This window comes from Mesorhizobium sp. WSM4813 (assembly GCF_055811555.1).
On the sequence record NZ_JBVVQU010000005.1, the window covers coordinates 146,616 to 170,234 of the forward strand.

Below are 23,619 nucleotides of genomic sequence, written 5' to 3' on the forward strand. Positions count from 1 at the left end.
TTTTCGGAAAGCACGATGCGTAGATTCAAAGTGTTAGAGCGCACTTTGTGCGTCCAAGTGGACGCCCGTCGCTCTAACGGAACTTTGAAGCCGCAAAGGCGTTTCCGCCCACGGTCTACGCCAATCGCGGTGTGCCGCCGAGGGCCAGAATGAAAGCCGAACCCGCCGCTTCGGGCGCAGGCGCTGCCGATAGCCCGGATTCGCGCGCCAAGGCGCGTGCGGATACCCATCTGATGCGTTCGCTGCTCGTTGGCATCTTCATCCTTATGGCGATCTACGCGCTCTACTTCGCCCGTGCCTTCTTTATGCCGGTCATTCTGGCTTTCCTGCTGGCACTGACGCTGACGCCGATTGTCCGCTTCCTGCGCAAGCATGGCATGCCCGATCCCATATCGGCGACATTGCTGGTGCTGCTGTCGTTCTGCGTCATCGCGGTCGCAGGGTATTTGCTCAGCGGCCCGGTCATCGACCTCATCAATAACACCTCGTCGATCGGCCAGCAGCTTGCGGAACGTCTGGCGCAACTGCGCCGTCCGTTCGAAAGGATCGTGGAGATTTCGCGTCAGATAGAGGGACTGACGCAGACCTCGCAGGAGCCCGGCGTTCAGAGGGTGGCCATGGCGCCATCGGGCCTTCTCTCACAGGCCGCCGGCAATCTGCTGTCGGCCGGCACCAGCATCACCATCGTCTTCGTCCTGTCGCTGTTCCTGCTCGCCTCCGGCACGATGTTCTATGAGAAGATTGTCCAGTCCTTCTCCAGCCTCAGCGAAAAGAAGCGGGCGCTGCGCGTCGTCCATGACGTCGAACGTGAGATCTCGCACTATCTGCTTACTATCACGGTCATCAATACATGTCTCGGCGTGGTCATCGGGCTCGGCCTGTGGGCACTCGGCCTGCCCAACGCGCAGGTCTGGGGCGCGGCAGCGGCTCTGCTCAATTTCCTGCCCTATATCGGTGCGCTGATTACGATCACGCTGGTTACCGTGATCGCGCTGATCAGCTTCGAGACGATCTCCTATGCGCTGCTGGCGCCAGCCTTCGTCATTTTGTGCGTCATCATCGAAGGACAGTTCGTGACGCCGACGGTGGTTGGCCGCCGCCTCGAGATCAATGCAGTGGCAATCCTCATCGCCATTGCCTTCTGGTCCTGGCTGTGGGGTTTTGTCGGCGCACTGATAGCGGTACCGCTGCTGGTCGTCATCAAGGTGTTCTGCGATCATTTCGACGGGCTCAGCCATGTCGGCAATTTCCTGGCGGCGCAGCATACGGCGGTTGAGGACGAAGAGACTTCAGAAACCGAGAAGGCGGCGGGCGCATGATCCGAGAACCTGGATAAGTTCCGGAAGCGACCCCTCGAATTCAAAATTCCAGAGCGTCCTTTGCGCCTGCCTGGACGCGCGGCGTCTGTTCAATTTTTTGAATTTGTGGCTGTGGCGGTCGCTTCCTACATCCCTCCCGTCCACAGGATCCCCACCCATGACCGCTCTTTCCGTTCTCGACCTGTCGCCGATCGTCGACGGCAGCAACGCTTCGCAATCACTCGCCAATTCGCTCGATCTCGCCCGCCATGCCGAGCGGCTGGGATACAAACGCTACTGGCTGGCCGAGCATCACAACATGCCGGGCATCGCCAGCGCCGCCACCTCTGTCGTCATTGCCCACGTTGCAGGCGGCACCAGGACGATACGCGTCGGCGCCGGCGGCATCATGCTGCCCAACCATTCGCCACTGGTCATCGCCGAGCAGTTCGGCACGCTTAACGCATTGCATCCCGGCCGCATCGACCTCGGCCTCGGCCGGGCGCCGGGCACCGACATGGGCACGGCGCGCGCGCTGCGCCGCAACCTCGAGGCCGGCGCCGACAGTTTTCCGCAGGATGTCGTCGAGCTGATGGGCTATTTCCAGCCGGCCGAAGACGGTCAGCGTATCCGAGCTGTGCCCGGCGAGGGGGAGCAGGTGCCGATCTGGATCCTGGGCTCGAGCCTCTATGGCGCACAGCTCGCAGCCATGCTCGGCCTGCCCTACGCCTTCGCCTCGCATTTCGCACCGGCCGAACTCGACCACGCGCTAGAGATCTACCGCTCGCGCTTCCAACCGTCAAAGCAGCTCGACAAGCCTTATGTCATGCTCGGTCTCAACGTGTTCGCGGCGCCCTCCGACGCCGAGGCGCGGCTGCTGTTCACCTCGCTGCAGCAGGCCTTCGTCAATCTGCGCACCGGCCAGCCCGGCCGGTTGCCGCCGCCGGTCGAGGGATATGAGCGCGACCTCGATCCGATGGCCAAAACCATGCTTGGCCAGGCGCTGTCCTGCGCCGTCGTCGGCGCTCCGGAAACGGTCAGGCAAGGCATCGAGGCGTTCGTGCAACGCACCGGCGCCGACGAGCTGATGGTCACCGCGCAGATTTTCGACCACACAGCGCGGGTGCGATCGTTCGATATCCTGGCCGACGTCCACAAATCGCTGTCGGAAGCGGCCTGACGTTCTTTTCGAGGCTGCTAAAGGCGTGTCACGCGCTGACGCTTTGTGCGATCGCCCCCAAGGGCGCCCCCACTGGCCGGCATGAATTGCGGATCATCAGCCGTCCCTTGAGCGTCAGCTTGCGCGGCGGCGCGTCCCTGTTTCCGGCGAGCCGGTCGAGCAGCAGATTGGCCGCCTGCTCGCCGAGCGCTTGCACCGGCTGCGCGACCGTGGTCAGTTGCGGCTGGAACACGTCCGACCACGGAAAGTCATCGAAGCAGGCAACCGAAATATCCTCGGGGCAGGATAGCCCGATGTCGCGGATTGCCTTCATGGTGCCAATCACCATCGGATTATTGGCCGAGAAGATCGCGCTCGGGCGGTCGTGCAGCGAAAGCAGCTGCATCGTCGCGTTGTAGCCGTCGACTTCATGGAAATTGCCGAACCGGACAAGCTCGCTCTCGATCGGCAGGCCGGCAGCCTGGAGTGCCTCGCGATACCCTGTCATGCGATCATGCATGGGCGAGATGTCGAACGAGCCGGAGATGTAGCCGATCCGCCTGTGGCCGAGATCGATTAGATAGGTGATCGCGTCGAACACTGCGCGCTGGTTGTCGAGAACGACGGTGTCGGTATCGACGCCTTCGCAAACCCGGTCGAGCAGCACCACCGGGACATTGGCGTCGTCGACAATTCTCTTCAGGATCCCGCCGTCGCCAACGCGCGCAACGATCAGTCCGTCGACCATCCGGTCGAGCAGCAGCCTGATCTGGTCGTCCTGCGTGTTCAGATCCTCGTCCGTGCAGCACAGCATGACCGCGTAGCCGGCGCGGTCGAATGCCTGCTGGATGACCGAAACGACATCGGTGAAGAACGGATTGGTGATGTGGGGAACGGTAAGCCCGATGGTGCGGGTCGTGCCCATCTTCAGGCTGCGGGCGATCGCGTTGCGCTTGTAGCCGATGTCGCGGATCGCCTGTTCGATGCGCTGGCTGAGCTCGGGACTGACGGTCGCGGTGCCGTTGATCAGCGCCGAGACGGTGGCGACCGAAACACGCGCAGCTTCAGCCACGTGCAGCATGGTCGGGGCCGTGGACTTTCGCTGTTTTTTTCGCCCTGACGCCATCATTTTCGAAACGTTTCACCGCCCTCTGGCTGCAATACCTACGGAATCTCGCAGAATTGCGCAAGAATTGAAATGCATCAATCCCGCCTCGTCAGATACCGGCTTGACATGATCGAAACGTTTAGATTAGCGTTTGGGACGTTCGACGACGACGGAAGGGAGGCCGTTCTTGTCATGGAGCCTGGCAATTCCAGCACGTTCGGAGATGTTGCGGCTGCCGCCGGCCCGGCTGTCGTTCTGAGCGCCGAGCACATCTCCAAGATGTTTGGCGGCATCGCCGCACTTGTCGATGTCGGCTTCGAGCTGCGGCGCGGCGAGGTCCATGCGCTGATGGGGGAAAACGGCGCCGGCAAGTCGACGCTGATGAAGATTCTCTCCGGCATCTATACGGACTACGACGGAACGGTAAACGTCGATGCCAATCCGATCCGTTTCGCCGGCGTACGTGACGCCGAGCACGCCGGCATCGCCATCATCCACCAGGAACTCAATCTCGTCCCCGAACTCAGCCTTGCCGATAACATCTTCCTGGGGCGCGAGAAGCTGATCGCCGGACTTATCGTCGACCGCAAGGCAAGCAGCCATGCCGCCGGTGCGCTGCTGCAGAGGCTCGGCATCGAGCTCAACCCGGAAGCGCGGGTCGGCAGCCTGCGCGTCGGCGAGCAGCAGCTGGTCGAGATCGCCAAGGCACTGTCGATGTCGGCGCGCATCTTGATCATGGACGAGCCGACTTCGGCGCTTTCGCCGGCCGAATGCCAAAGGCTGTTCCGGATCATCCGTCAGCTTGCCGACAGCGGCGTGGCGATCGTCTACATCTCGCACCGCATCGACGAGGTCATGCAGCTGGCCAGCCGGGTCACCGTGTTTCGCGATGGACGCCACGTGCTGACCGAGGCGATGGCAAAGCTCGACGAAAACACCATCATTTCGGCGATGGTCGGGCGAAGCCTGCTTGCCTCTTCCCAGGAAGAGCGTGGCCCCAGCGGCAAAGTCGTCCTCTCCGTAAGCGGCCTATCGCTGTCGAAACCAGACCGCCACGGCTGGCGCACCGCGCTCGACGGCGTCGGCTTCGATCTTGCTGCCGGGGAAATTTTGGGGATAGGCGGGCTGCTGGGCTCGGGACGCACCGAAATCCTGGAGACCATCTTCGGTTCCAGCGGCGGCCGTGCCGGCGGCGAAATCCGGCTCGACGGCGAGCCGGTGGAAATCCGTTCGCCGCGCGACGCCCGCCGGCTCGGCATCGCCCTGGTGACCGAGGACCGCAAGACGCAAGGCCTGCATCTTCAGGCCTCGATCACTGACAATGTCGCGCTGCCGCTGGTCGGCGCGCTGGCGCGGTTCGGCCTTCGCTCGCGGGCCGCCGAGCAAGGCCTGGCGCGGCACGCGGTCAAGGCGCTCGGCATTCGCTGCGGGTCCATCGAGCAGCCGGCCGGCACACTGTCCGGCGGCAACCAGCAGAAGGTCGTCATCGGCAAATGGCTGGCAACGCGGCCGCGGGTGCTGTTGCTGGACGAGCCGACACGCGGCATCGATGTCGGCGCGAAGCGCGAGATTTACGATCTCATCTTCAAGCTGGCGCGAGACGGCCTCGCCATCGCCGTCATCAGCTCGGAATTGCCGGAGCTGCTGCATCTTTCCGATCGCATCCTGGTCATGGCCGATGGTCGCCAGACGGGAATCCTTTCTCGTGCGCAAGCCAGCGAGGAGGCCATCATGCGGCTTGCGGCGCCGCGCCGGACGATGACGAGGCCTGCGGCATGAGCATCTTGAACATCCTGTCCCGGACGAAGCTCTATTGGGGCCTGATCGCCATCTTCCTGATCGGCGTGCTGGGCTCGCCGATCAGCTCCAAGGGCAACAACATCTTCCTGTCCTACGGCAATCTGCTCGATGTGCTGCGCCAGGTGTCGACCACCGGCCTGATCGCCACCGGCATGACGGCAGTGATCATCACCGGCGGCATCGACCTTTCCGTCGGCTCGCTGATGGCGATCTGCACCGTGGTCTGCGCCATGCTGCTTACGGTGCCGGGCGTCACGCCGGCGGTGGTGCTGGGCGTGCCGACAGTTGCCGTAGTCGCCCTTTGCCTCGGCATTCTGGTCACCCGCTTCCTCTTCCTGAACATCGAAAAATCCCGCGCCGGTCCGCAGGCCACGCACAGCATCAGGCTGGATAGCTTTCGTGGACTGGTCACGCCCGGCATAGTCGGGGTGATCCTGTGCAGTCTCGTGCTGTGGTTCCTGCTGCCGCAGGTTGGCTCAAAGTTCGGCGTGATCGGCGTGTTGCTGGTAGCGCCTTGCGTCGGCCTGCTGTTCGGCGCGCTCAACGGCTTCATCATCGTTGCCGGGCGGCTGCAACCCTTCATCGTCACGCTGGCGATGATGGTGACGGCGCTCGGCATCGCCCGGCTGACCGCCGGCCAGAACAATGCGGTGCTGCCGGTCTACACCGGGTCGAACGCCACCGCCGATTTCGAAATGCTGCGCTCGCTGGTCTTCGGCGTGATCCCGATGCCGGGCCTGTTCTTCCTTGGAGCGATCCTGATCTACGGCGCGGTGCTGCGCTTCACCCCGTTCGGCCGCTATGTCTACGCCATCGGTGGCAACGAAGAGGCGGCACGGCTGTCCGGCATCGCCGCCGGCCGCGTCAAGATCGCCACGTACGCCATGTCCGGTCTGCTGGCCGGCGTGGCGGCGGTGCTCTATGTCGCGCAATACAGGCAAGGCAAGCCGGATGCCGGCGCCGGGCTGGAGCTCGATGCCATCGCCGCCGTGGTCATTGGCGGCACCAGCCTGATGGGCGGGCGCGGCAGCCTCATCGGCACATTCTGCGGCGTACTGATCTTCGGACTGCTCTCGAACATCCTGCAATTGCACAATATCAATTCGAACCTTCAGCTCGTGCTGAAAGGGATGATCATCATCGGCACCGTGCTCGTGCAAGAGCGCAATGCCGTTGATCTTCTCTTCTATCTGCGCCTGGTATTTGCGCCTCTCTGGGGCGGGCAGGCGCACAAGGAAACGACCGCAGCAAAGCGGCCGTCAAAAGAGACCCCGTCTCTAAATCTTGGAGGAAACAAGAAATGAAACGACGTGAATTGCTGAAGCTCGCCGCTGTCACCGCGGCACTGCTGACCACGACCGCGCTTTTGACCAGCGGCAATGCCTACGCGCAGGACAAGAAGTGGAAGATCGGCTTCTCGCAGGTGACGACCATCGAGCCCTGGCGCGCGCAGTTCAACAAGGACATCCTGGCCGAAGCCGCCAAGCATCCGGAAGTCGAGCTGATCGTCACCGACGGCGAGGACAAGACGGAAAAGCAGGTCGCCGATGTCGAGAACCTGATCCGTCAGGAAGTCGATGCGCTCTTGGTGTCACCGAAGGAATCCGCTGGGTTGACCGGCGTCGTGCAGCAGGCGATCGACGCCAAGATCCCGGTCTTCGTGCTCGACCGCAACGTCGAGACCAAGGACTACACGCAGTTCGTCGGCGGCGACAACAAGCTGATCGGCCGGGCTGCCGGTGAATACGCCGTCGAGCTGCTCGGCGGCAAGGGCAAGGCATCAGGCAATGTCGTCGAGATCTGGGGCGGCATGGGCACCCAGCCGGCACATGACCGCCATGACGGCTTCCATGAATTCACTGACAAGGAGCCGGGCATCAAATATTTGCTCGACCAGCAGTCGGGCGACTGGAAACAGGACCAGGCCTACAACATCATGGCCACGGCACTGCGCAACAACGAGAAGATCGACCTCGTCTATGGTCACAACGACCCGATGGCCTACGGCGCCTATCTTGCCGCCAAGGATGTCGGGCGCGAAAAGGACATCAAGTTCATCGGCATCGACGGCCTGCCCAATGAAGGCGTGCAGCTTGTTGCCAATGGTGAGCTGACGGCGACGTTCACCTATGTGACGCCTGGTGCCGAAGGGCTGCGGCAGGCGATCAAGTTTCTGAACGGCGAGAAGGTCGAAAAGACCATCACGCTGCCGACGCAGAAGATCACCAAGGAAAATGCCGCCCAGATCCTGAAGGAGAATGGGCTCTGAGACGAAGTCGTCGATGACGGCGCCCCTCTCCCCGTTCTACGGGGAGAGGATGCCGGCAGGCAGGTGAGGGCCAGCGCTGACCAAGGCCGCGCTCACGCCAGCTTGGCCAAAAGCCTCATGAAAATCGCGGCCTCCTTGGCCGAAAGCGGCGCCAGCGTTTCCTCGGTGATCTCGCGGGCGATCGGGATCAGCCGCTCGACGGCATTGCGTCCTTCAGCGGTCAGATTGACCAGCAGGCGCCTTTTGTCGACCTCATGCTTGGAAAGCTCGACCAGGCCGCGCGCCTTGAGCCGGTCAATGACACCTTTCACGGTCGCCGCGTCCATGGCGATCAGGCTGCCAAGCTGGTTCTGCGAGGTCTCGCCGACATCGTGCAATTTGGCCAGGGCGGCGAATTGCGGCGGTGTCAGGTCGGCAATGTGGGCGGCGAAGATCGAGACATGACGCTGGTGCGCCTTGCGCAGGATGAAGCCGACCTGCTCCTGCAAGCGGTAATCGTTTTCGTCGGGCTCCTCGGCCTCGACCAGCTTGAGCTTGACCTCTTCGGCGCTCACCGCAGCCCGTCCCATGCCTTGATGTCTTTTGCCGCGAGGCCGCCCATGCGGTCGTGCACGCGCGGGCCGCAGGTCATGGCGAGGCAGAACAGGATTTCGTCGGGACGAGGCCCGTCGCTGATGCCGACCTCCATGGCATCGAAATGGCTGCGCACATAGGCGGCGTTGATGTGCCCGAGCGGCACGTCGAGCCGCGCGCCGAAGACGCCGACCTTCTTTGCCGATGGTACGATCGCCTTGGCATCGCCGAGCCGCTCGCGCATGGCATAGCCGCCAGGCACATGCCACAGCGCGCCATGCTCCAGCTCGCCGGCGATACCGACGATGGCGCCCTTGCCGTAGCCGTCGATCTGTTTCACGTCGCCGCCCAATGCGGCAATGAGCTTGTCGGAGAGCAGCAGCCCGAGCGGCTTCAGGTCGTCCATGGCGCTCTGGAGGTCTTCCACGTAGTGGCCAGCGAACGGGTTCTTCACCACCGCCAGGGCGGCGGCGCGGCGGCGCGGCACTTTCGCCACCGGCCCGCCCTCGTGAAATATCTCTTCGGTCAGCACCGCAACCTTGCGGATCGCAAACTCAGGCATGGGCAATTTCCTTCCTTGATTTCTCGTTGGACGCAATGAGCGCCATGGGACCGGCGATCCGTGCCTGACCGGCAAGGAACAGCGCTGAAGCGGCAATCAGGCCGTGTCGTCGAAAATCTTCGGCGACGGCGAGCCCGCTGTCGAGCGCGGCGGCTATTTCGCCTGATGAAAGCACACCGACGGCTTGGGTGACCAGACGATCGCCAAGATCGCTGTCCGGCGCCAGATCGCGCGCCGGCATGCGCTCGATGGCAGGATGACCGGGCAGGTCAACGGCGTTGGCGATCAGGGTCGCGGCGGCATCGGCTTCAGCACCCGTCCGCGCCAGCACCGTGACGGCGTCGGCGATACCGAGCGAAAAGGAACGGCCGCGCCAGCCGCTTGTCGCGGCGCCGCGGATCCCGTCTTCGGCGCGGATGGTGATCCGGTCTGCCAGTCCGTGGCCCGTCCCGGCAATGGCGACGGTCATGGACCGGCCGTTGCCGAGATGGATCGCGCTGTCGCCGCCATTGTTGACGTAGGCGCGATCGAGCCGGCGCCCGGCCAGCAGCGCGCCGAGCATTTCGTCGGCTACCGAACCGGCGACCGCAGCCATCGGCGTGATGAATTGTTTCGCCAGCGGAACAATCGCTGCTTCCATACGTCGCGCCGTCGGGCCAGCGAAAGCACGTGGTCGCGACGAGGACGGGCGGCGCAGTTCCGGCAGTTCGTCGACGAGCTCCTGCAGGACTGTTTGAAACCGCGCCACCGCCTGGCCATAGGCGGCGCGGCATTCGTCCGCATCGCCAAATGCCTCGATGATCAGGTCGATCGGGCCATGATTGAGATGCAGCCGCCTGCCGTCCTCAAGCCAATGTACCTGCGGCCCGTTCATCACCCGTCCCCGTTGCCCGCTGCACGCCGCAACTGCGCCAGCGGCGGCCACGGATTACTGGCCGGCGCGCCCGTGCCGCGGCGCGGATTGAGGTACTCACCGCCCTTGGCTAGAATATCCTCGACGCTGCGGATCTCGGCTTCGTAGCCACCGAGCCTGACATAGTCGTCGCGGCGCAGGGTGAACTCGATCGGCGCCACCAGCGCCGGCGTCGGCACATAGCCGAAGGCGCCTTCCGGCACGCGGGTGACATCGACCATCAGCGTGATGCCGCCGCCCGGCCAGACATAGACCGGCGCGCCGCCAACGGTGACATAAGTCGTCAGGCCCTGCACCGAGCGGGTCAGATTGACCGGGTTCTCGGTGACGCCAGCGCGCAGCGAACCGCCGGCACCGCCGACGAACAGCACGGTGCACAGCGCCGGCTCGCAATTTTCCTCGATCAGCCCGACGGATTTCTGCAGTCGCTCCGGGAACGGTTTCTGGACCGGCTTCAACGCGTCGTCGAGCTCGTAGTAAGCGAACTGCTCGCCGGTGGTCGAGACCATCAGCAGCGACAGGCCGGGACGCGCGCCTTTCTTCGCGTTCCATTCGCCAAGAATCGACAGCGGGTCGGAAATGCTGGTGCCGCCCCAGCCGAGGCCGGGCTCGGACACCTTGAAATAGCGGCCCGGCGTCGAACGGCGGCCGATGATTTTTATCCCCGTGTCCTGCCAGCCGAGCACCTTGCCTGCCTGATGCTCGGAGACGACGCCGGTGATGTGGTCGTCGACCACCACCACCTCGTCGACCAGGCCGCGCCATTGGGTGGCGAACATGCCGATGGTGGCCGAGCCGCAGCCGACACGCATGCGATGTTCGACCTTGCCGTCGATGACCGGCGGCTTGCCGGCTTCGACGATGACCGCAGCACCGCCGTCGATGGTGAGTTCGACCGGCTTGCGGTTGCACAGATTGAGCAGCGCATCGCAGGTGGCGCGGCCTTCAGCTTTGGAACCGCCGGTCAGATGATGCACGCCGCCCAGCGACAGCATCTGCGAACCATATTCGCCTGTGGTGACATGGCCGATCGCCTCGCCCGCCGCGCGGACCGTCGCCGTTTCGGGGCCGATATGACGGTCGGTATCGATCTTCACCTTGACGCCGCAGTAGGAGAAGATGCCCTCGGTGACGACGGTGACGAGATCGACGCCTTCGACCTCCTGGCTGACGATGAACGGCGCCGGCTTGTAGTCGGGATAGGTGGTGCCGGCGCCGATCGCGGTGACGAAGCGGCGGCCGGTGTTGACCAGTTCGCCGTCCCAGGCCTCGCCTTCAGCGATGAAAGGAACAACCGCGCCACCGGTCTCGGTCGCATGGTCGAGGATGGTCAGCGGATCCATCCGCACGATCCTGCCGCCGACATTGCCGTAGCGATCACAGGCGCCGGTGCGGCCATCTGCTATGTAGCACATGACCGGGCAGGCATCGCAGCGGATCTTCTCCGCCACCTGCTTCTCGCCGGGATCATGCGTCTCGAAGCGTTCGGCAAGCTCGCTCATCGGCGCGCCTCCTTCTCCCGGATCGCGGCGCGGATGCGGGTCGGTGTCGCCGGAATTTTGGTGACCAGGACGCCGGTGGCATGGCGGATGGCATTGAGGATCGCGGGAGCCGTCGGGATCAGCACATGTTCGCCCAGGCCCTTGGCGCCAAAGGGTCCTTCCGGATCCGGAACTTCGATCAGGATGGTCTCGATCGGCGGCACGTCACCGATGGTCGGGATCAAATAGTCATGCAGGTTCTCGGTGCGGCCGGGGATGTACTCCTCCATCAGCGCCATGCCGATGCCTTGCGCGATGCCGCCCTCGATCTGGCCTTCGGCGAGCAGCGGATTGATCGCCTTGCCGACATCATGTGCGGCGGTGATCTTGATCAGCTTGACCGTGCCGAGCTTGAGGTCGACCTCCAGTTCGGCGATCTGCGCGCCGTAGCCATAAACGGCATAGGGCTTGCCCTGGCCCTTGGCGTCGAGCGGTAGGGTCGGCGGGTCATAGCTTTCCTCGGCACGAAAGACCAAGCCGTCGGCATCGGCCTTCAGCGTGGACAAATCGATATGCCGTGTCGCTTCGCCCTCGCGGATGATCAGGCTTGTGCCATCGAGAGCGATCGCCGCCTTCTCCGACACATTGGCGAAGCGCAGCATGGTCTCGCGCAAGGCGCGGCCAGCCTTTTCGGCGGCCTTGCCGGTCACGAAGGTCTGGCGCGAGGCGGACGTCTTGCCGGCATCCGGTGTGATCGCCGTGTCCGCGCTTTTCAGTGTGAATTTTTCGAGCGGCAAGCCAAGCGCATCGGCGCAGATCTGGGTGATGACCGTGTTCGAGCCTTGCCCGATATCGACCGCACCCTGATGCAGGACGACATCGCCAGAGGCGGAGATACCGACCCTGATGGTCGACGGATTGGGCAGCGAGGTGTTGCCGCAGCCATACCAGCAGGAGGCGACACCGACGCCGCGTTTCCTGCTGACATGGGCGCTATTGAATGTATCGGCATCGGCAAGCGCGCGCGTCCAATGCGGCCGCAACGCTTCAAGGCACTCGGCGATGCCGACACCCGCCTCCAACCGCTGGCCAGTAACCGTTTCGGAGCCGTTACGAAGACAGTTTTTCGCTCGAAAATCGAGCCGATCCAGCCCAAGTTTTTCGGCCAGCTCGTCATAGAGCGTCTCCTGCATGATCGTCGCCTGCGGCACGCCGAAACCGCGGAAGGCGCCGGAGATCGGGCCATTTGTATGGATGGCGCGGCCCTCGGCCCGATAATTCGGCGTCGCATAGGGACCGGAGGCATGCACCGGCACGCGGTTGGCGACGGTCGGTCCCCAACTCGCATAGGCGCCGGTGTTGAAATCGCCTGCGAAGACCATGCCGGTGACGCGGCCATCGGCATCGGCGCCGATCGTCGCCTTCATTTCGGCGGGATGACGCTTGGTGGTCGAGATCATCGATTCATGACGGGTATAAGCGAGTGCCGCCGGCCGCCCGGTCTTCATCGCGACCAGGCCGATCAGCGGCTGCAACGAAACGTCAAGCTTGGAGCCGAAGCCGCCGCCGGTGGCGGTCGGCACGATACGCACCTTGTCGACAGCAAGGCCAAGCACCTTGGCCACGTCGTCGCGGTCCATGTAGGGCGCCTGCGTGCAGGCGACGACGACGAGCGTGCCGTCGTCCATATAGGCATAGCCGGCCTCAGGCTCGATGTAAGCGTGCTCGACATAGGACGTGTCGATGGCGCCCGAAACGATGAAGGCAGCGCCGGCAAGGGCGGCCTCCGGGTCACCGCGCTCGACAAAGCCTGATGTGAGCAGGTTTGCCGGTCGGTTCTCGTGGATCAGCTGCACGCCGCCGGCCTGTGCCTCGCAAGACTGCAGGACATGCGGCAACTCGGTCCAACGAACAGGAAAATCCGTAAGATCGAGATCGAGGATGGCCTCGCGCTCGCCGGCAACCAGCGCCACCGCCTCGCCACGAAAGCGCGAAAAATTTTCAGCCAGCGCCGGCTGGTCGGCAAAAGGCGCAATGACGCCGAAGCAGTTCTTTCCCGGAATGTCAGCGGCGGTGAAGACGCCGACGATGCCGGGATGGACTTTCACCCAGGCGTCGAGATCGCCGAAGGCGAAGCGGACGTGATAATGCGGCGAGCGAACCACCAGCACCGCCAGTGCATCGGCCGGAAAGGAATCGCCGCCGAATTTTTCGCCGCCGGTAACTTTCGGCAGGCCGTCGAGCCTGATCGGAGAGGAACCGACGGCGTGGCCGGATCGAGGCAAACGGAAATCGAGGTCATCGGCATGCCGCGAAGCATCCAGCACCGCCGCGATGATCTTTCGATAGCCGGTGCAGCGGCAGAGGACGCCGCCCAGTGCATCCTGTGTTTCAGCCTCGGTTGGATTGGGATTGCTGTCCAGAAGAGCTGTCGCCGCGATTAGCAGGCCGGGCGTGCAGATGCCGCATTGCGCCGCGCCATGGTCGAGGAAGGAGGCCTGCAGCGCCGACAATCTGCCGTTGGCGAGCCCCTCGACCGTGGTCACCACGGTGCCGGCGGCAGAAGCCGCTGACATGAGGCAGGCGCAGACCGGTTCGCCATCGACAAGCACCGTGCAAGCGCCGCAGTCGCCGGCGTCGCAGCCGACCTTGGTGCCGGTCAGGTGCAATTCGTCGCGCAGCACCGAAGAGAGACGGCGAACCGGCGGCACGCAGACAGAAACGGCGATGCCGTTGACCTCGAAGGCGATGTCGACGCGTTCCATGCTAATGCCGGGCTGAGCCATGCTCATGCTAGGCTGAGCCCTGCTCATGCCAGGCTGAGCTTCGGTCATGTCAGTCTGAGCTTTGCTCATGCCACCCTTTCCGTTGGCGCGTGACCCGCGGCACCGAGCACGGCGCGGGCGACAATCTCGCGCGCGGCGTCCAGCCGGTATTCGGCGCTGCCGCGCACATCATCGATCGGCGAAAGCTCGTCCATCGGTGCTGACTGAATCGCAGCGGCGAGAGTGTCGTTGACCGGGAGGCCGCGCAAAGCTGCTTCGACACCGGAGAGACGCCTGGCGACCGCCGAACAGGAGCCGACGGCGACGGCGGCGTTGCTGACTACGCCATCCTCAATGGTCAAGCGGGCCGCCGCCATGGCGATGGAAATGACGAGATAGCGGCGCGCGCCAAGCTTCACAAAAGCCGACATGCCGGTGGCCGCGTTTTTCGGAACGTGGATGGCGGTGACCATTTCACCCGGCTGCAGTTCCGTGCGGCGGTTTCCCAGGATGAACTTTTGCAGCGGCAGATGGCGGGTCGCCTCAATCGAGCGCAGTTCGACCTCGGCGTCGAGAACGAGCAGCGCCGGCACGCCGTCGGCGGCCGGCGAGGCATTACAGAGATTGCCGGCGACAGAGGCGACGTTCTGGATCTGCACGGAGCCGACTTCCCGCGCCGCCTGCTTCAGCGCATCGAAAGCCGCCGGCAGCGGATGACGGACAAGATCGGTCCAGGTCGTGCGCGCGCCGAGGAGCCAATGGTCCTCGGTTTCGTCAATGCCGCGCAGCGTTGCCAGACCGTTTATGTCGAGGACATTTTCGCGGAAAGGCTTGGCTCCTTGTGCCGGGTAGAAATCGGTGCCGCCGGCGAGGATGCGCCACGGAGCCTCGCCAAGCAAAGCGAGCGCCTCGTCGACCGTGGTGGGTTTCGCGTAACGGATCACGCTTGCCTTCCCAAAAAAATGGGCCTTCCCGAAATGGACTCCCGACGGATTCTTCCGGTATCCGAAACCGGTCAAATTCATTCGTATGCAAATGATATCAAGCCGGCAGGAATTGTCAAAGCCAGAGTTTTGCGTCGGCGCCCGTATCGGCGCGACGGTACGCATTTGTTATGCCGTTGGAGGTTGACGCAGCCGGCCATCTGGTCAAGTTTCTGCATCCGGTCGCGTTAGCGGCATTTTTCGGTGGAGCCTGGGTTCGAACACCGGATTCCACGTTTTGGCGGACTTCCGGTTCGGGTCATGCCTCCGGGACAAACAAGAGGGAGGCTCCATGGTCGACGAAGCGCTTGTCATCATCGACCTGCAGAACGATTTCTGCCCGGGCGGCGCGCTGCCGGTGGCCGGCGGCGACGAGATCGTGCCGCTGGTCAATGACCTGATCCGGCGGACCGAACATGTCGTGCTGACGCAGGACTGGCATCCCGCCGGCCATTCGAGCTTTGCCTCCAGTCATCCCGGCAAGCAGCCGTTCGAGACCATCGACATGCCTTATGGCAAGCAGACGCTGTGGCCCGACCACTGCATCCAGGGCAGCCTGGGTTCGGATTTCCATTCGGGCCTTGCCTGGACCAAGGCCGAACTGGTGATCCGCAAGGGCTTCCGCCCGGAGATCGACAGCTATTCGGCCTTCTTCGAGAACGACCACACGACGCCGACCGGTCTTGCCGGCCATCTCAGGGAGCGCGGCATCGACACGCTGACCCTGGTTGGTCTTGCGACCGATTTCTGTGTCGCCTTTTCGGCGCTCGATGCGATCAAGCAGGGTTTCAAGACGACGGTGCGGCTCGACGCCTGCCGCGGCATCGATCTCAATGGCTCCGTCGAGACGATGCTGAACCGAATGCGCGATGCCGGCGTGACGCTGGCTTGAACATCACCAATCGCATTCGACACAATTCCAGAGGGGGGCATTATGCGGTTTGCGGCGGCTTTGACGGCGGGCGCTGTGATGGCAGTCGCAACCTTGTCTCCGGGAATGGCGCTTGCAGCCGAGGCCCACGAACTGCCGGGCGAAACAATGTCGCTGTGGTGGGCGCTGCCCTTTGCCGGCCTGCTTCTGTCGATCGCCACCGGGCCATTGCTTTTCCACCATGTCTGGGAGCATCACTACGGCAAGATCACCTTCTTCTGGGCGGCCCTTGCGGTCGTGCCGCTGGCGGTGGCCTTCGGCATGCCTTCGGCCACGGAGGCGGTGCTGCATGCCCTGCTCACCGAATACATGTCGTTCATCATTCTTCTGTTTGCGCTGTTCACCATTTCGGGCGGCATCCTCGTTGCCGGCAACATCCATGGCACGCCGCTGGTGAATGCCGGACTGCTGCTGATCGGGGCGATGCTCGCCTCGGTCATCGGCACGACCGGCGCCTCGATGATCCTGATCCGGCCGATCCTGCGCGCCAACGACAACCGGCCTTTCAACGCCCATGTCGTCATCTTCTTCATTTTCCTGGTGTCCAACATCGGCGGCTCGCTGACGCCGCTCGGCGATCCGCCGCTGTTCGTCGGCTTCCTGCGCGGCGTCGATTTCTTCTGGACCACCACCAACCTCTATCAGGAGACACTGTTCGTCGGCGGCCTGGTGCTGGCCGCCTTCTTGGCTATGGACATAGTCCTGCATCGCCGCGAGGCAGGCGCGCCGAAGATCAAGGATCCGACACCGGATACGAAGGTGCGCATCCAAGGCCTGCCCAACCTCCCGCTGCTGGCCGGAGTGATCGGCGCGATCCTGCTTTCCGCGACCTGGAAGCCGGGCGTGGCTTTCTCCGTGCAGGGCGTGAGCCTTGAATTGCAGAACCTCGTGCGCGACGCCGTCATCCTGGCGCTTGCCTTCCTTTCCCTCGGCGTCTCGCCCAAGAGCCACCGGCAGGCGAACAACTTCCACTGGGAGCCGATCGCCGAAGTGGCGAAACTGTTTGCCGGCATCTTCATCTGCATCGTGCCGGTCATCGCCATTCTCAGGGCCGGCCCCGACGGGGCGCTGGCGCCGCTGGTCTCGCTTGTTACTTCGCCGACTGGCGAGCCAAACGACCTCGCTTATTTCTGGATGACCGGAGCGCTGTCATCCTTCCTCGACAATGCGCCGACCTATCTGGTGTTCTTCGAGCTCGCCGGCGGCGATCCGCAGCATCTGATGACCACCTTCGCTTCGACGTTGGCGGCGATCTCGACCGGGGCGGTGTTCATGGGCGCCAACACCTATATCGGCAATGCGCCGAACTTCATGGTGTACGCCATTGCCAGACATCGCGGCGTCAAGATGCCGGGCTTCTTCGGCTACATGGCATGGTCGGGCGCGGTGCTGATCCCGATATTCCTGATCGCGGGTTTTCTGTTCTTTGGCTGATCAACCCACGCCGACATAGCGGCGGACCGCCGACGGATCGGCGCGGAGCTCCTCGACATCGACGGTCTCGCGGTTGCGACCGTTCTCGATGAACGAGACCCGGTCGGCGACGGACAGCACCGCATCGACCCGCTGCTCGACCAGGATCGTCGAGACGCCAAGATCGCGCAGCTTCGACACCGTCTCACGGATCCTGGCGATCATCGACGGCATCAGCCCTTCGGTCGGCTCGTCGAGCAGAAGCACCTGCGGTTCGAGACACAGGGCCCGCGCCATGGCCAGCATCTGCTGCTCGCCGCCCGATAGCGTGCCGGAGCGTTGTCTCAGCCGCTGGCGCAGCAATGGGAAGAGGTCGAGCACTTTTTCGCGCGTCGCCTTGCCCTTGCCGCGGGCTATCAGGCCGATCTCGATGTTTTCCGCCACCGTCATCTCGGCGAACAGCCGCCGGCCCTGCGGCACATAGGCGACGCCGGCCTTCGGCACGTCATGCGCCGGCAGGCCGGTCAACTCCTTGCCGTCGAGCCTGATCGAGCCGGCGCGTGAGGGAACGAGGCCCATGATCGCCTTCAGCGTCGTCGTCTTGCCGGCGCCGTTGCGGCCGAACAGGCAAAGCACCTCGCCCTTGTTCAGCATGAGGTCGAGGCCGTAGAGCACCTGGACCTCGCCATAGAAGCAGTCGAGCCCGGAGATGGTCAGAGCTTCAGACCGTGGTTCAGTCATGGGGCCGTCCCCAGGTAGGCGTCCTGCACCTCGGCATTGGCGCGGACCTGCTCGGGCGTGCCTTCGGCCAGGATCTTGCCGGCGTTGAAGACGGTGATGCGGTCGGCGAGCTGCATGACCACCGGCATGTTGTGCTCGATCAGAAGCACGGTGGCGCTTTTGGCGATCTCGCGCACCAGCCCGATGAAATTGTCGATCTCGCTGTCGGCCAGCCCCTGCGTCGGCTCGTCGAGGATCAGCAGGCGCGGCTTCAGCGCCAGCCCCATCGCCACCTCGAGCAGCCGCTGATGGCCATAGGACAGTTGACCGGCCGGCATATGGGCGCGGTCGGCAAGGCCGGTGCGCTCAAGCGCCGCCATGGCGCCGGCATACACGGCGCCTTTCGAGCGGCCATCGGTCAGCGTGCGCTGCACCGGCAGCGCAACGTTGTCGTAAGCGGTGAGGTTGGCAAAGACGCTGGTGATCTGGAAGGTGTAGGCAATGCCAAGGCGGACTCTGGCGTAGGCCGGCAGGTTGGTGATGTCGGCGCCGTCGAAGACGATCATGCCCGACGATGGCTGGATGCGGCCGCTGACCAGGCTGACGAAGGTGGTCTTGCCGGCGCCGTTAGGGCCGATGACGGCGCGGATCTCGCCCGGCATCAGCGCGAAGTCGACACCGTCGACGGCGCGCAGGCCGCCGAAATTGCGGGACAGGCCCTTGGTCGTCAGCAGCGGCATCATGGCAGCCATCCGAGCCAGCGCTGGCGGACGGTGCCGAGAATGCCCTTGGGAAAGAACAGCACCAGCAGGATGAGGGCGATGCCGACGATCAGCAGATAGGCCGAGGTGTAGCCGCTGGTGATGTCGACGACATAGTACATGAACAGCGTGCCGATCAGCGGACCGAGCGTGGTGGCAGCACCGCCGAGCAGCACCCAGAGCAGCGGCAGGATGGAATATTGCACCGAGGCGAAGGTCGAGCCGACATAACCGAACAGCAGCGCGTAGGCGGCGCCCGAAGCCGCGCAGATCGTGCCGGAGAGGACGACCGCGGCGAGCTTGTTGGAAAAAATGTCGTAGCCGAGCATCTTGGTCCGCTCCTCGTTTTCGCGAATGGCGACCAGCACACGGCCATACCTGGAGCGGACGATAACGAGCGCTACCAGCAGCACGATCGAGAACAGGACCAGCGCGCTCATGTAGCGCACGGTCGAGTTGGTAAGGCCGAGCGACGTGTCGCCCAAAACAAGCACACGCGCCGACTGCGGCACGACCAGGCCCTGATCGCCGCCGGTCCAGGCCGCGAAATAGAGGATTATGAGATAGAACACCTGCGCGAACATCATGGTGACGATCATGAAGGCGACGCCGGAAGTACGCAGCGCCAGCAGACCGATCACCAGCGCGAGAAGCGCGCCGCAGGCAAGGCCGGCGGCGAAGGCGGCCGGCACGCTCCAGCCGAGATGGATGACGGCAAGGCCTGCGCCATAGAGCCCAGCCGAAAAGAACATGGCATGACCGAGGCTGAGCAGCCCGACATAGCCGAACAGCATGTTGTAGCCCATGGCGAAAACCGCCAGCACCATGATGCGGGCGAGCAGCCCGTGGTGATATTCCGGCAGGACGAAGCTTAGGGCGAAAAGCAGCGCGATGACGCCCAGATGCGACGCATAGGCTTTTGCCGGTGAAGCCTCCTTCATCGCGACGCCGATCCGAACAGGCCTTGCGGCCGGAACACCAGCACCATGGCAACCAGCAGCGTGGCGATGATCTTGGCGAGCGTCGGCGAGAAGAACACCGAGATGATGCCATCCGACAGGCCGATGAGCACGGCGGCGACGACGGTGCCGCGCAGCGAGCCGAGCCCGCCGATGATGACGACGATGAAGGACAGCAGCAGCGGGTCCTGCCCCATCAGATAATGCGCCTGACTGATCGGCACGATCAGCACCGCGGCCACCGCCGCCAGCATGGCACCGAGCGCGAAGACCCCGGCGTAGACGCGGTCGACCGGGATGCCGAAGGCCTGCGCCGTCTCGCTGTCATATTGCGTGGCGCGCATGACAAGGCCGATTTTTGTGCGGGTCAGCACGAACCACGTCGCAACGAGCAAAAGCGCGGACGCGGCGATGATCGACAGCTTGTAGCCGGAGTAGCCGAACCACGGCAAAAGGATGCGGTAGCTGAAGGGCGCTTCAACCGGCCGTGCCTCCGGGCCGTAGAAAGTCAGCGCCAGTTGCTGGATGATGTAGAGCATGCCGATGGTGGCGACGATGGTGGCTTCCGGATTGTAATTCAGCCGGCGCAGCACCAGCCGTTCGGAGACGAGCGCGATCAGCCCAACGATCAGCGGCGCCAGCATCAGAGCAGTCAGGAAGCCGAGCGCCGGATGGCCTGATATCGCCGTGGAAATCGCCCAGGCAAGCACCGCGCCCAGCATGAAGAACTCGCCATGGGCGACATTGACGACGCGCATGACGCCGAACACCAGCGACAGGCCAAGCGCCGTCAGGGCCAGCACGGCGGAGGTGACGAGGCCTTCGAGGGCGGCGAGGAGAAGATGAGGTCCGAAGGCCATTATGCGCTGGCAGGTGCCAGGTGCACCCCCCTCTGGCCTGCCGGCCATCTCCCCCTCAAGGGGGGAGATTGGCAGTTCGTACGAAGGCGGCCATTCACCGGCCTTGGCAATTGGCGAAAGCATTCGTGACAGCCAATCTCCCCCCTTGAGGGGGAGATGTCCGGCAGGACAGAGGGGGGCGGCTTGGCGCTCACGCTTGCTGCTAAGCCGAGCCTAAAGCGGCTGGGTCGTGTAATCGCCTTCCGGCTCGTATAGGCCGTCCTCGATCTTGGTTTTGTGGACGACATTCAGCCGGCCGCCTTCGACCTTGGAGATGTTCTGGATACCAAAACACTGGTGGATCTTGCCGTTGAAGGTCTTCGGCCCCTGCGGATGCTCGGGACCTTCGGCGAACTCGGTCAAGGCCTCGGTCGCCTCGACCAGCTTGGCGCGGTCTTCCGGCCCCTTGTAGCCGGCATCCTCCATCGCCTTCTTGACGACGTAGAGCGTTTCCCAGCAGCCGAACATATGCGCGGCGGTGGAGACATCCTTCGGATCGCCGACGGCAGCGCCATTGTCGTCGATGCCGACGGCGGCGCGATAGGCTTTCTGCGCGGCGGAATCATCTGATTGCGCGTAGCGCGGCGAGCCTTCCCAGAAATGGCTGCCGTCGAGGAATTCGAGGCCGGGACTGTTGATGTCGGTGGCTTCGAGCGAATCGATGAAGCCGAACAGCTGCGGTCGGTTGGAGCCGTAGAATTCGCCGAGTTCCTTGACGAAAGTGAGCACCGCCGGGCCGACCATGACGTGGTAGATCACTTCGGTTTCGGCCGGGATCTGCGGAAAATATTTGGTGAAGGACGATTCCGTCGGCGGGATGGCGATCTGGGCGATGACCTCGGCGCCTTGCGCCTTCAGTGCCGGCGGTAGGTAGTCGCGATGATCGTAGCCGAAGGCGAAATCGGGGAAGATCTGCGTCACCTTCTTGCCGGCATTCGCCGCGATCCACGGCGCCATCGCCTGGATCTGGCTCTTCACGTCGGTGATGCCGGGCTGGAAGACGTAGCGGTTGAGCTTGGTCGAGGCGACGTGGTGGCCCTCGCTGACGACAAAATAGGGCATCTTGGCCTCGCCGGCGGCCGGCGCCGAGCCGATGACGACATGCGAAAACAGCGTGCCGTAGACGATGTCGGTCTTGTGCTGGGTGGCGAATTTGCCGACCACTTCGGCGCCACGGCCGGGATCGGTACCGTCATCCTCGATGATCACCTCGACCGGCCGGCCATTGATGCCGCCGGCTTCGTTGATCGCCTTGACCGCGGCGGCGGTAGTCCTCTCGTACCAGCGGCCATAGGCAGCGCCAATGCCGGTGCGATGGCACTGGAAGCCGATCTTTATCGGCGCCGAGCTTTGCGCCTGGCTGTAGCGCACGAACCCAGGCGCGACGGCGAGACCGGCGCCTGCGGCCAACCCCTTGAGCGCCGTGCGGCGGGTGAGACCGGTTTTGGAGAGATCGAAAAACCCATTCTTGTCAGTCACGGCAGTTCCCCTTGTTTTTTGAGTTTTGACCAATGGCTGTAGCGAGGCCGGCCACTCCGGTAAGAGCGCCGAAATTGCATGTGTACAAACTAAATCATCAAAGCCCTGATGTGGCAAGCGAGCTTTCCCAGGGATCAATCGACGCCATCGAGCCGGGCTTTTGTCTCATCCGGCCGCCGGCGTGGCAAGCAGCCACAGGCCGAAGACCGTATAGGCGATCATCAGCACGGTGAGCGGAAATTGGCTGAGCGCGGCGCGAGCGGGAACCGGGTGCAATCGCCGGGCGAGGCCATGGGCAACGAGCACGGCGAGCATGTGGCCTATGATGATGTCGCCGGCCTGGAGATTCCACAGCCACCATGCCGAGCCGGCGCCGGCGGCGACGCCGGCTTCGATCTGCATGCCGGCGGTGCCGAACAGGTTCCAGCCCAGCGCGAACGGGTCGGAAAGCGCAGCCATGGCGTATTGGCCGTCGACAAGCAGCGCGGTCAGATAGTGCGCGACATGGTAGGCGAGCGCGATCGGCACGATCGACCAGACCAGCAGCCCTGCGGCTCGACCGAGAGAATGCGGGCTGCCGGCAAGACGCTGGCCAAGGACAATTGCAAAGATGAACGCGGCCGCGAGCAGAATGAACATCAGCACTAGCCCGAGACTGCCGATGCCGACCACCGCCGTGCGGCCCGGAAATTCCAGTGGATTGAGGCCGAACAGGCCGAGCCAAAAGAAGGTTTTCGACAGGCCGTCGAAGGAGACCGACGACAGCGCAAGCAGCAGGAAAACAATGCCGCTGAGCGACAGCGGCGCGGCATCGCTGAGCTTGGCGCCCGGCCAGCACAGACTGAGTCGACCGCCTTCATTGCGCCCACCTTCATTGCGCTTGTCTTCATTGCGCTCAAGGAGGGCGAAGCGCGCCACCATGGCAAGGAAGACGGTCAGGAACTCACCGCGCCGGCTCCAGTCGCGGTAGCCGAACATCAGCATGGCGGCAAAACTCAGCAGCCAATAGAGGCCGGCAGCCCAGGCGAGCCGCCCCGGGTCGTCGGGCGCCGGGTCGATCAGCTCGAACCAGGCGAAGGCGAAGAACAGCACGACGGCCGGCCAGCAGCCGAGCCACGGAGGCGGGCGCCATGTCTGCCGCTTGCCGAACAGGCTGGAAACGACATGCCAAGGCCCGTACCAGGGGTTCAGCCATGACCAGAGATCGCCGAGCAGCCCCTGCAGCAAAACCAGCCCGACCCAGAGCAGCGTCCAGATGGCCAGGGGCAGCGGGTTGGAAAGCGGATCGCGGCTGCCGAACAAGCCGGCCGCAATAAGAATTGCAAAGCCGGCAAAGGATATCAGGCTGGCGATTGCCCGTGCGCCGTCGCCGAATGCGAAAAGCGGCAGGCGCCGCCGCCAGAAGCGGTCAGGAAAGTCTGAGGGCACCAGTGCCAGGATAAGGAAACTGGCGGCGACCGCGAGCGCACCGCCGGCGACGTAGTAGCCGGTGGACAGAAGCAGGACGTGGCCGCGATCGGAGGCATGGGCGAAGGCGGGGGTGGGT

General features: G+C 63.9%; 20 protein-coding genes. 7 read left to right on the forward strand and 13 right to left on the reverse strand.

What is annotated here, in order from left to right:
- Positions 1–149 precede the first annotated feature (149 nt).
- Together AC0L25_RS04575 and AC0L25_RS04580 are read left to right on the forward strand one after the other, a co-directional pair.
- The gene (locus tag AC0L25_RS04575; protein WP_473594375.1) at positions 150–1,319 is read left to right on the forward strand and encodes an AI-2E family transporter; all 1,170 of its coding nucleotides are present in this window, start codon (positions 150–152) and stop codon (positions 1,317–1,319) included.
- 157 nt (positions 1,320–1,476) lie between these two features.
- Positions 1,477–2,478 carry an LLM class flavin-dependent oxidoreductase gene (locus AC0L25_RS04580; protein ID WP_473594376.1) on the forward strand — a complete coding sequence of 334 codons (1,002 nt, stop codon included), beginning with the start codon at positions 1,477–1,479 and terminating at the stop codon, positions 2,476–2,478.
- A gap of 28 nt (positions 2,479–2,506) precedes the next feature.
- Here AC0L25_RS04580 and AC0L25_RS04585 read toward each other — a convergent pair whose 3' ends face one another.
- Positions 2,507–3,538, reverse strand: coding sequence for a LacI family DNA-binding transcriptional regulator (locus tag AC0L25_RS04585; RefSeq protein ID WP_473594377.1), 1,032 nt, complete (start codon positions 3,536–3,538; stop codon positions 2,507–2,509).
- 219 nt (positions 3,539–3,757) lie between these two features.
- Here AC0L25_RS04585 and AC0L25_RS04590 point away from each other — a divergent pair, with 219 nt between their 5' ends.
- Genes AC0L25_RS04590 through AC0L25_RS04600 form a run of 3 tightly spaced genes read left to right on the forward strand, consistent with a single transcriptional unit; the run spans position 3,758 to position 7,634 of the window.
- Positions 3,758–5,344, forward strand: coding sequence for a sugar ABC transporter ATP-binding protein (locus AC0L25_RS04590; protein ID WP_473594378.1), 1,587 nt, complete (start codon positions 3,758–3,760; stop codon positions 5,342–5,344).
- A complete protein-coding gene (locus tag AC0L25_RS04595; RefSeq protein ID WP_473594379.1) occupies positions 5,341–6,669 on the forward strand; it encodes an ABC transporter permease in 1,329 nt (442 codons plus the stop codon). Before AC0L25_RS04590 ends, AC0L25_RS04595 begins: the two co-directional genes overlap by 4 nt.
- Complete coding sequence (locus AC0L25_RS04600; RefSeq protein ID WP_473594380.1) at positions 6,666–7,634, forward strand: substrate-binding domain-containing protein; 969 nt, start codon at positions 6,666–6,668, stop codon at positions 7,632–7,634. Before AC0L25_RS04595 ends, AC0L25_RS04600 begins: the two co-directional genes overlap by 4 nt.
- Before the next feature lie 92 nt (positions 7,635–7,726).
- On the opposite strand, the gene AC0L25_RS04605 is transcribed toward AC0L25_RS04600, so the two are convergent.
- From AC0L25_RS04605 to AC0L25_RS04630, 6 genes are read right to left on the reverse strand one after another with little or no spacing between them, the layout of a single operon-like run.
- A complete protein-coding gene (locus AC0L25_RS04605; RefSeq protein WP_473594381.1) occupies positions 7,727–8,203 on the reverse strand; it encodes a MarR family winged helix-turn-helix transcriptional regulator in 477 nt (158 codons plus the stop codon).
- The gene (locus tag AC0L25_RS04610; protein ID WP_473594382.1) at positions 8,185–8,769 is read right to left on the reverse strand and encodes an amino acid synthesis family protein; all 585 of its coding nucleotides are present in this window, start codon (positions 8,767–8,769) and stop codon (positions 8,185–8,187) included. Before AC0L25_RS04610 ends, AC0L25_RS04605 begins: the two co-directional genes overlap by 19 nt.
- Positions 8,762–9,643 carry a UPF0280 family protein gene (locus AC0L25_RS04615; protein WP_473594383.1) on the reverse strand — a complete coding sequence of 294 codons (882 nt, stop codon included), beginning with the start codon at positions 9,641–9,643 and terminating at the stop codon, positions 8,762–8,764. The genes AC0L25_RS04610 and AC0L25_RS04615 overlap by 8 nt, the downstream gene beginning before the upstream one ends.
- Complete coding sequence (locus tag AC0L25_RS04620; RefSeq protein WP_473594384.1) at positions 9,643–11,184, reverse strand: 6-hydroxynicotinate reductase; 1,542 nt, start codon at positions 11,182–11,184, stop codon at positions 9,643–9,645. Before AC0L25_RS04620 ends, AC0L25_RS04615 begins: the two co-directional genes overlap by 1 nt.
- Positions 11,181–13,955: a molybdopterin-dependent oxidoreductase gene (locus AC0L25_RS04625; RefSeq protein ID WP_473594404.1), complete on the reverse strand. Its 2,775-nt coding sequence runs from the start codon at positions 13,953–13,955 to the stop codon at positions 11,181–11,183. Before AC0L25_RS04625 ends, AC0L25_RS04620 begins: the two co-directional genes overlap by 4 nt.
- A gap of 59 nt (positions 13,956–14,014) precedes the next feature.
- Positions 14,015–14,872: an FAD binding domain-containing protein gene (locus AC0L25_RS04630; protein ID WP_473594385.1), complete on the reverse strand. Its 858-nt coding sequence runs from the start codon at positions 14,870–14,872 to the stop codon at positions 14,015–14,017.
- Positions 14,873–15,203: 331 nt separating this feature from the next.
- Between AC0L25_RS04630 and pncA the strand changes: the two genes are divergently transcribed.
- Together pncA and AC0L25_RS04640 are read left to right on the forward strand one after the other, a co-directional pair.
- Positions 15,204–15,803, forward strand: coding sequence for a bifunctional nicotinamidase/pyrazinamidase (gene pncA / locus AC0L25_RS04635; protein ID WP_473594386.1), 600 nt, complete (start codon positions 15,204–15,206; stop codon positions 15,801–15,803).
- Positions 15,804–15,881: 78 nt separating this feature from the next.
- Positions 15,882–17,276: a sodium:proton antiporter gene (locus tag AC0L25_RS04640; protein ID WP_473594387.1), complete on the forward strand. Its 1,395-nt coding sequence runs from the start codon at positions 15,882–15,884 to the stop codon at positions 17,274–17,276.
- Here the strand turns inward: AC0L25_RS04640 and AC0L25_RS04645 are convergent, their stop codons facing one another.
- The 6 genes from AC0L25_RS04645 to AC0L25_RS04670 form a co-directional block, all read right to left on the reverse strand.
- Positions 17,277–17,996 carry an ABC transporter ATP-binding protein gene (locus tag AC0L25_RS04645; RefSeq protein ID WP_473594388.1) on the reverse strand — a complete coding sequence of 240 codons (720 nt, stop codon included), beginning with the start codon at positions 17,994–17,996 and terminating at the stop codon, positions 17,277–17,279.
- Positions 17,993–18,718 carry an ABC transporter ATP-binding protein gene (locus AC0L25_RS04650; protein WP_473594389.1) on the reverse strand — a complete coding sequence of 242 codons (726 nt, stop codon included), beginning with the start codon at positions 18,716–18,718 and terminating at the stop codon, positions 17,993–17,995. The genes AC0L25_RS04645 and AC0L25_RS04650 overlap by 4 nt, the downstream gene beginning before the upstream one ends.
- Positions 18,715–19,677 carry a branched-chain amino acid ABC transporter permease gene (locus AC0L25_RS04655; protein ID WP_473594390.1) on the reverse strand — a complete coding sequence of 321 codons (963 nt, stop codon included), beginning with the start codon at positions 19,675–19,677 and terminating at the stop codon, positions 18,715–18,717. Before AC0L25_RS04655 ends, AC0L25_RS04650 begins: the two co-directional genes overlap by 4 nt.
- Positions 19,674–20,555, reverse strand: a complete 882-nt coding sequence (locus AC0L25_RS04660; protein ID WP_473594405.1) for a branched-chain amino acid ABC transporter permease — start codon at positions 20,553–20,555, stop codon at positions 19,674–19,676. The genes AC0L25_RS04655 and AC0L25_RS04660 overlap by 4 nt, the downstream gene beginning before the upstream one ends.
- A gap of 213 nt (positions 20,556–20,768) precedes the next feature.
- Positions 20,769–22,073, reverse strand: coding sequence for an ABC transporter substrate-binding protein (locus AC0L25_RS04665; RefSeq protein ID WP_473594391.1), 1,305 nt, complete (start codon positions 22,071–22,073; stop codon positions 20,769–20,771).
- A 165-nt stretch (positions 22,074–22,238) separates the two neighbouring features.
- A partial coding sequence (locus AC0L25_RS04670) for a hypothetical protein (protein ID WP_473594392.1) occupies positions 22,239–23,619 on the reverse strand: 1,381 nt, incomplete at its 5' end.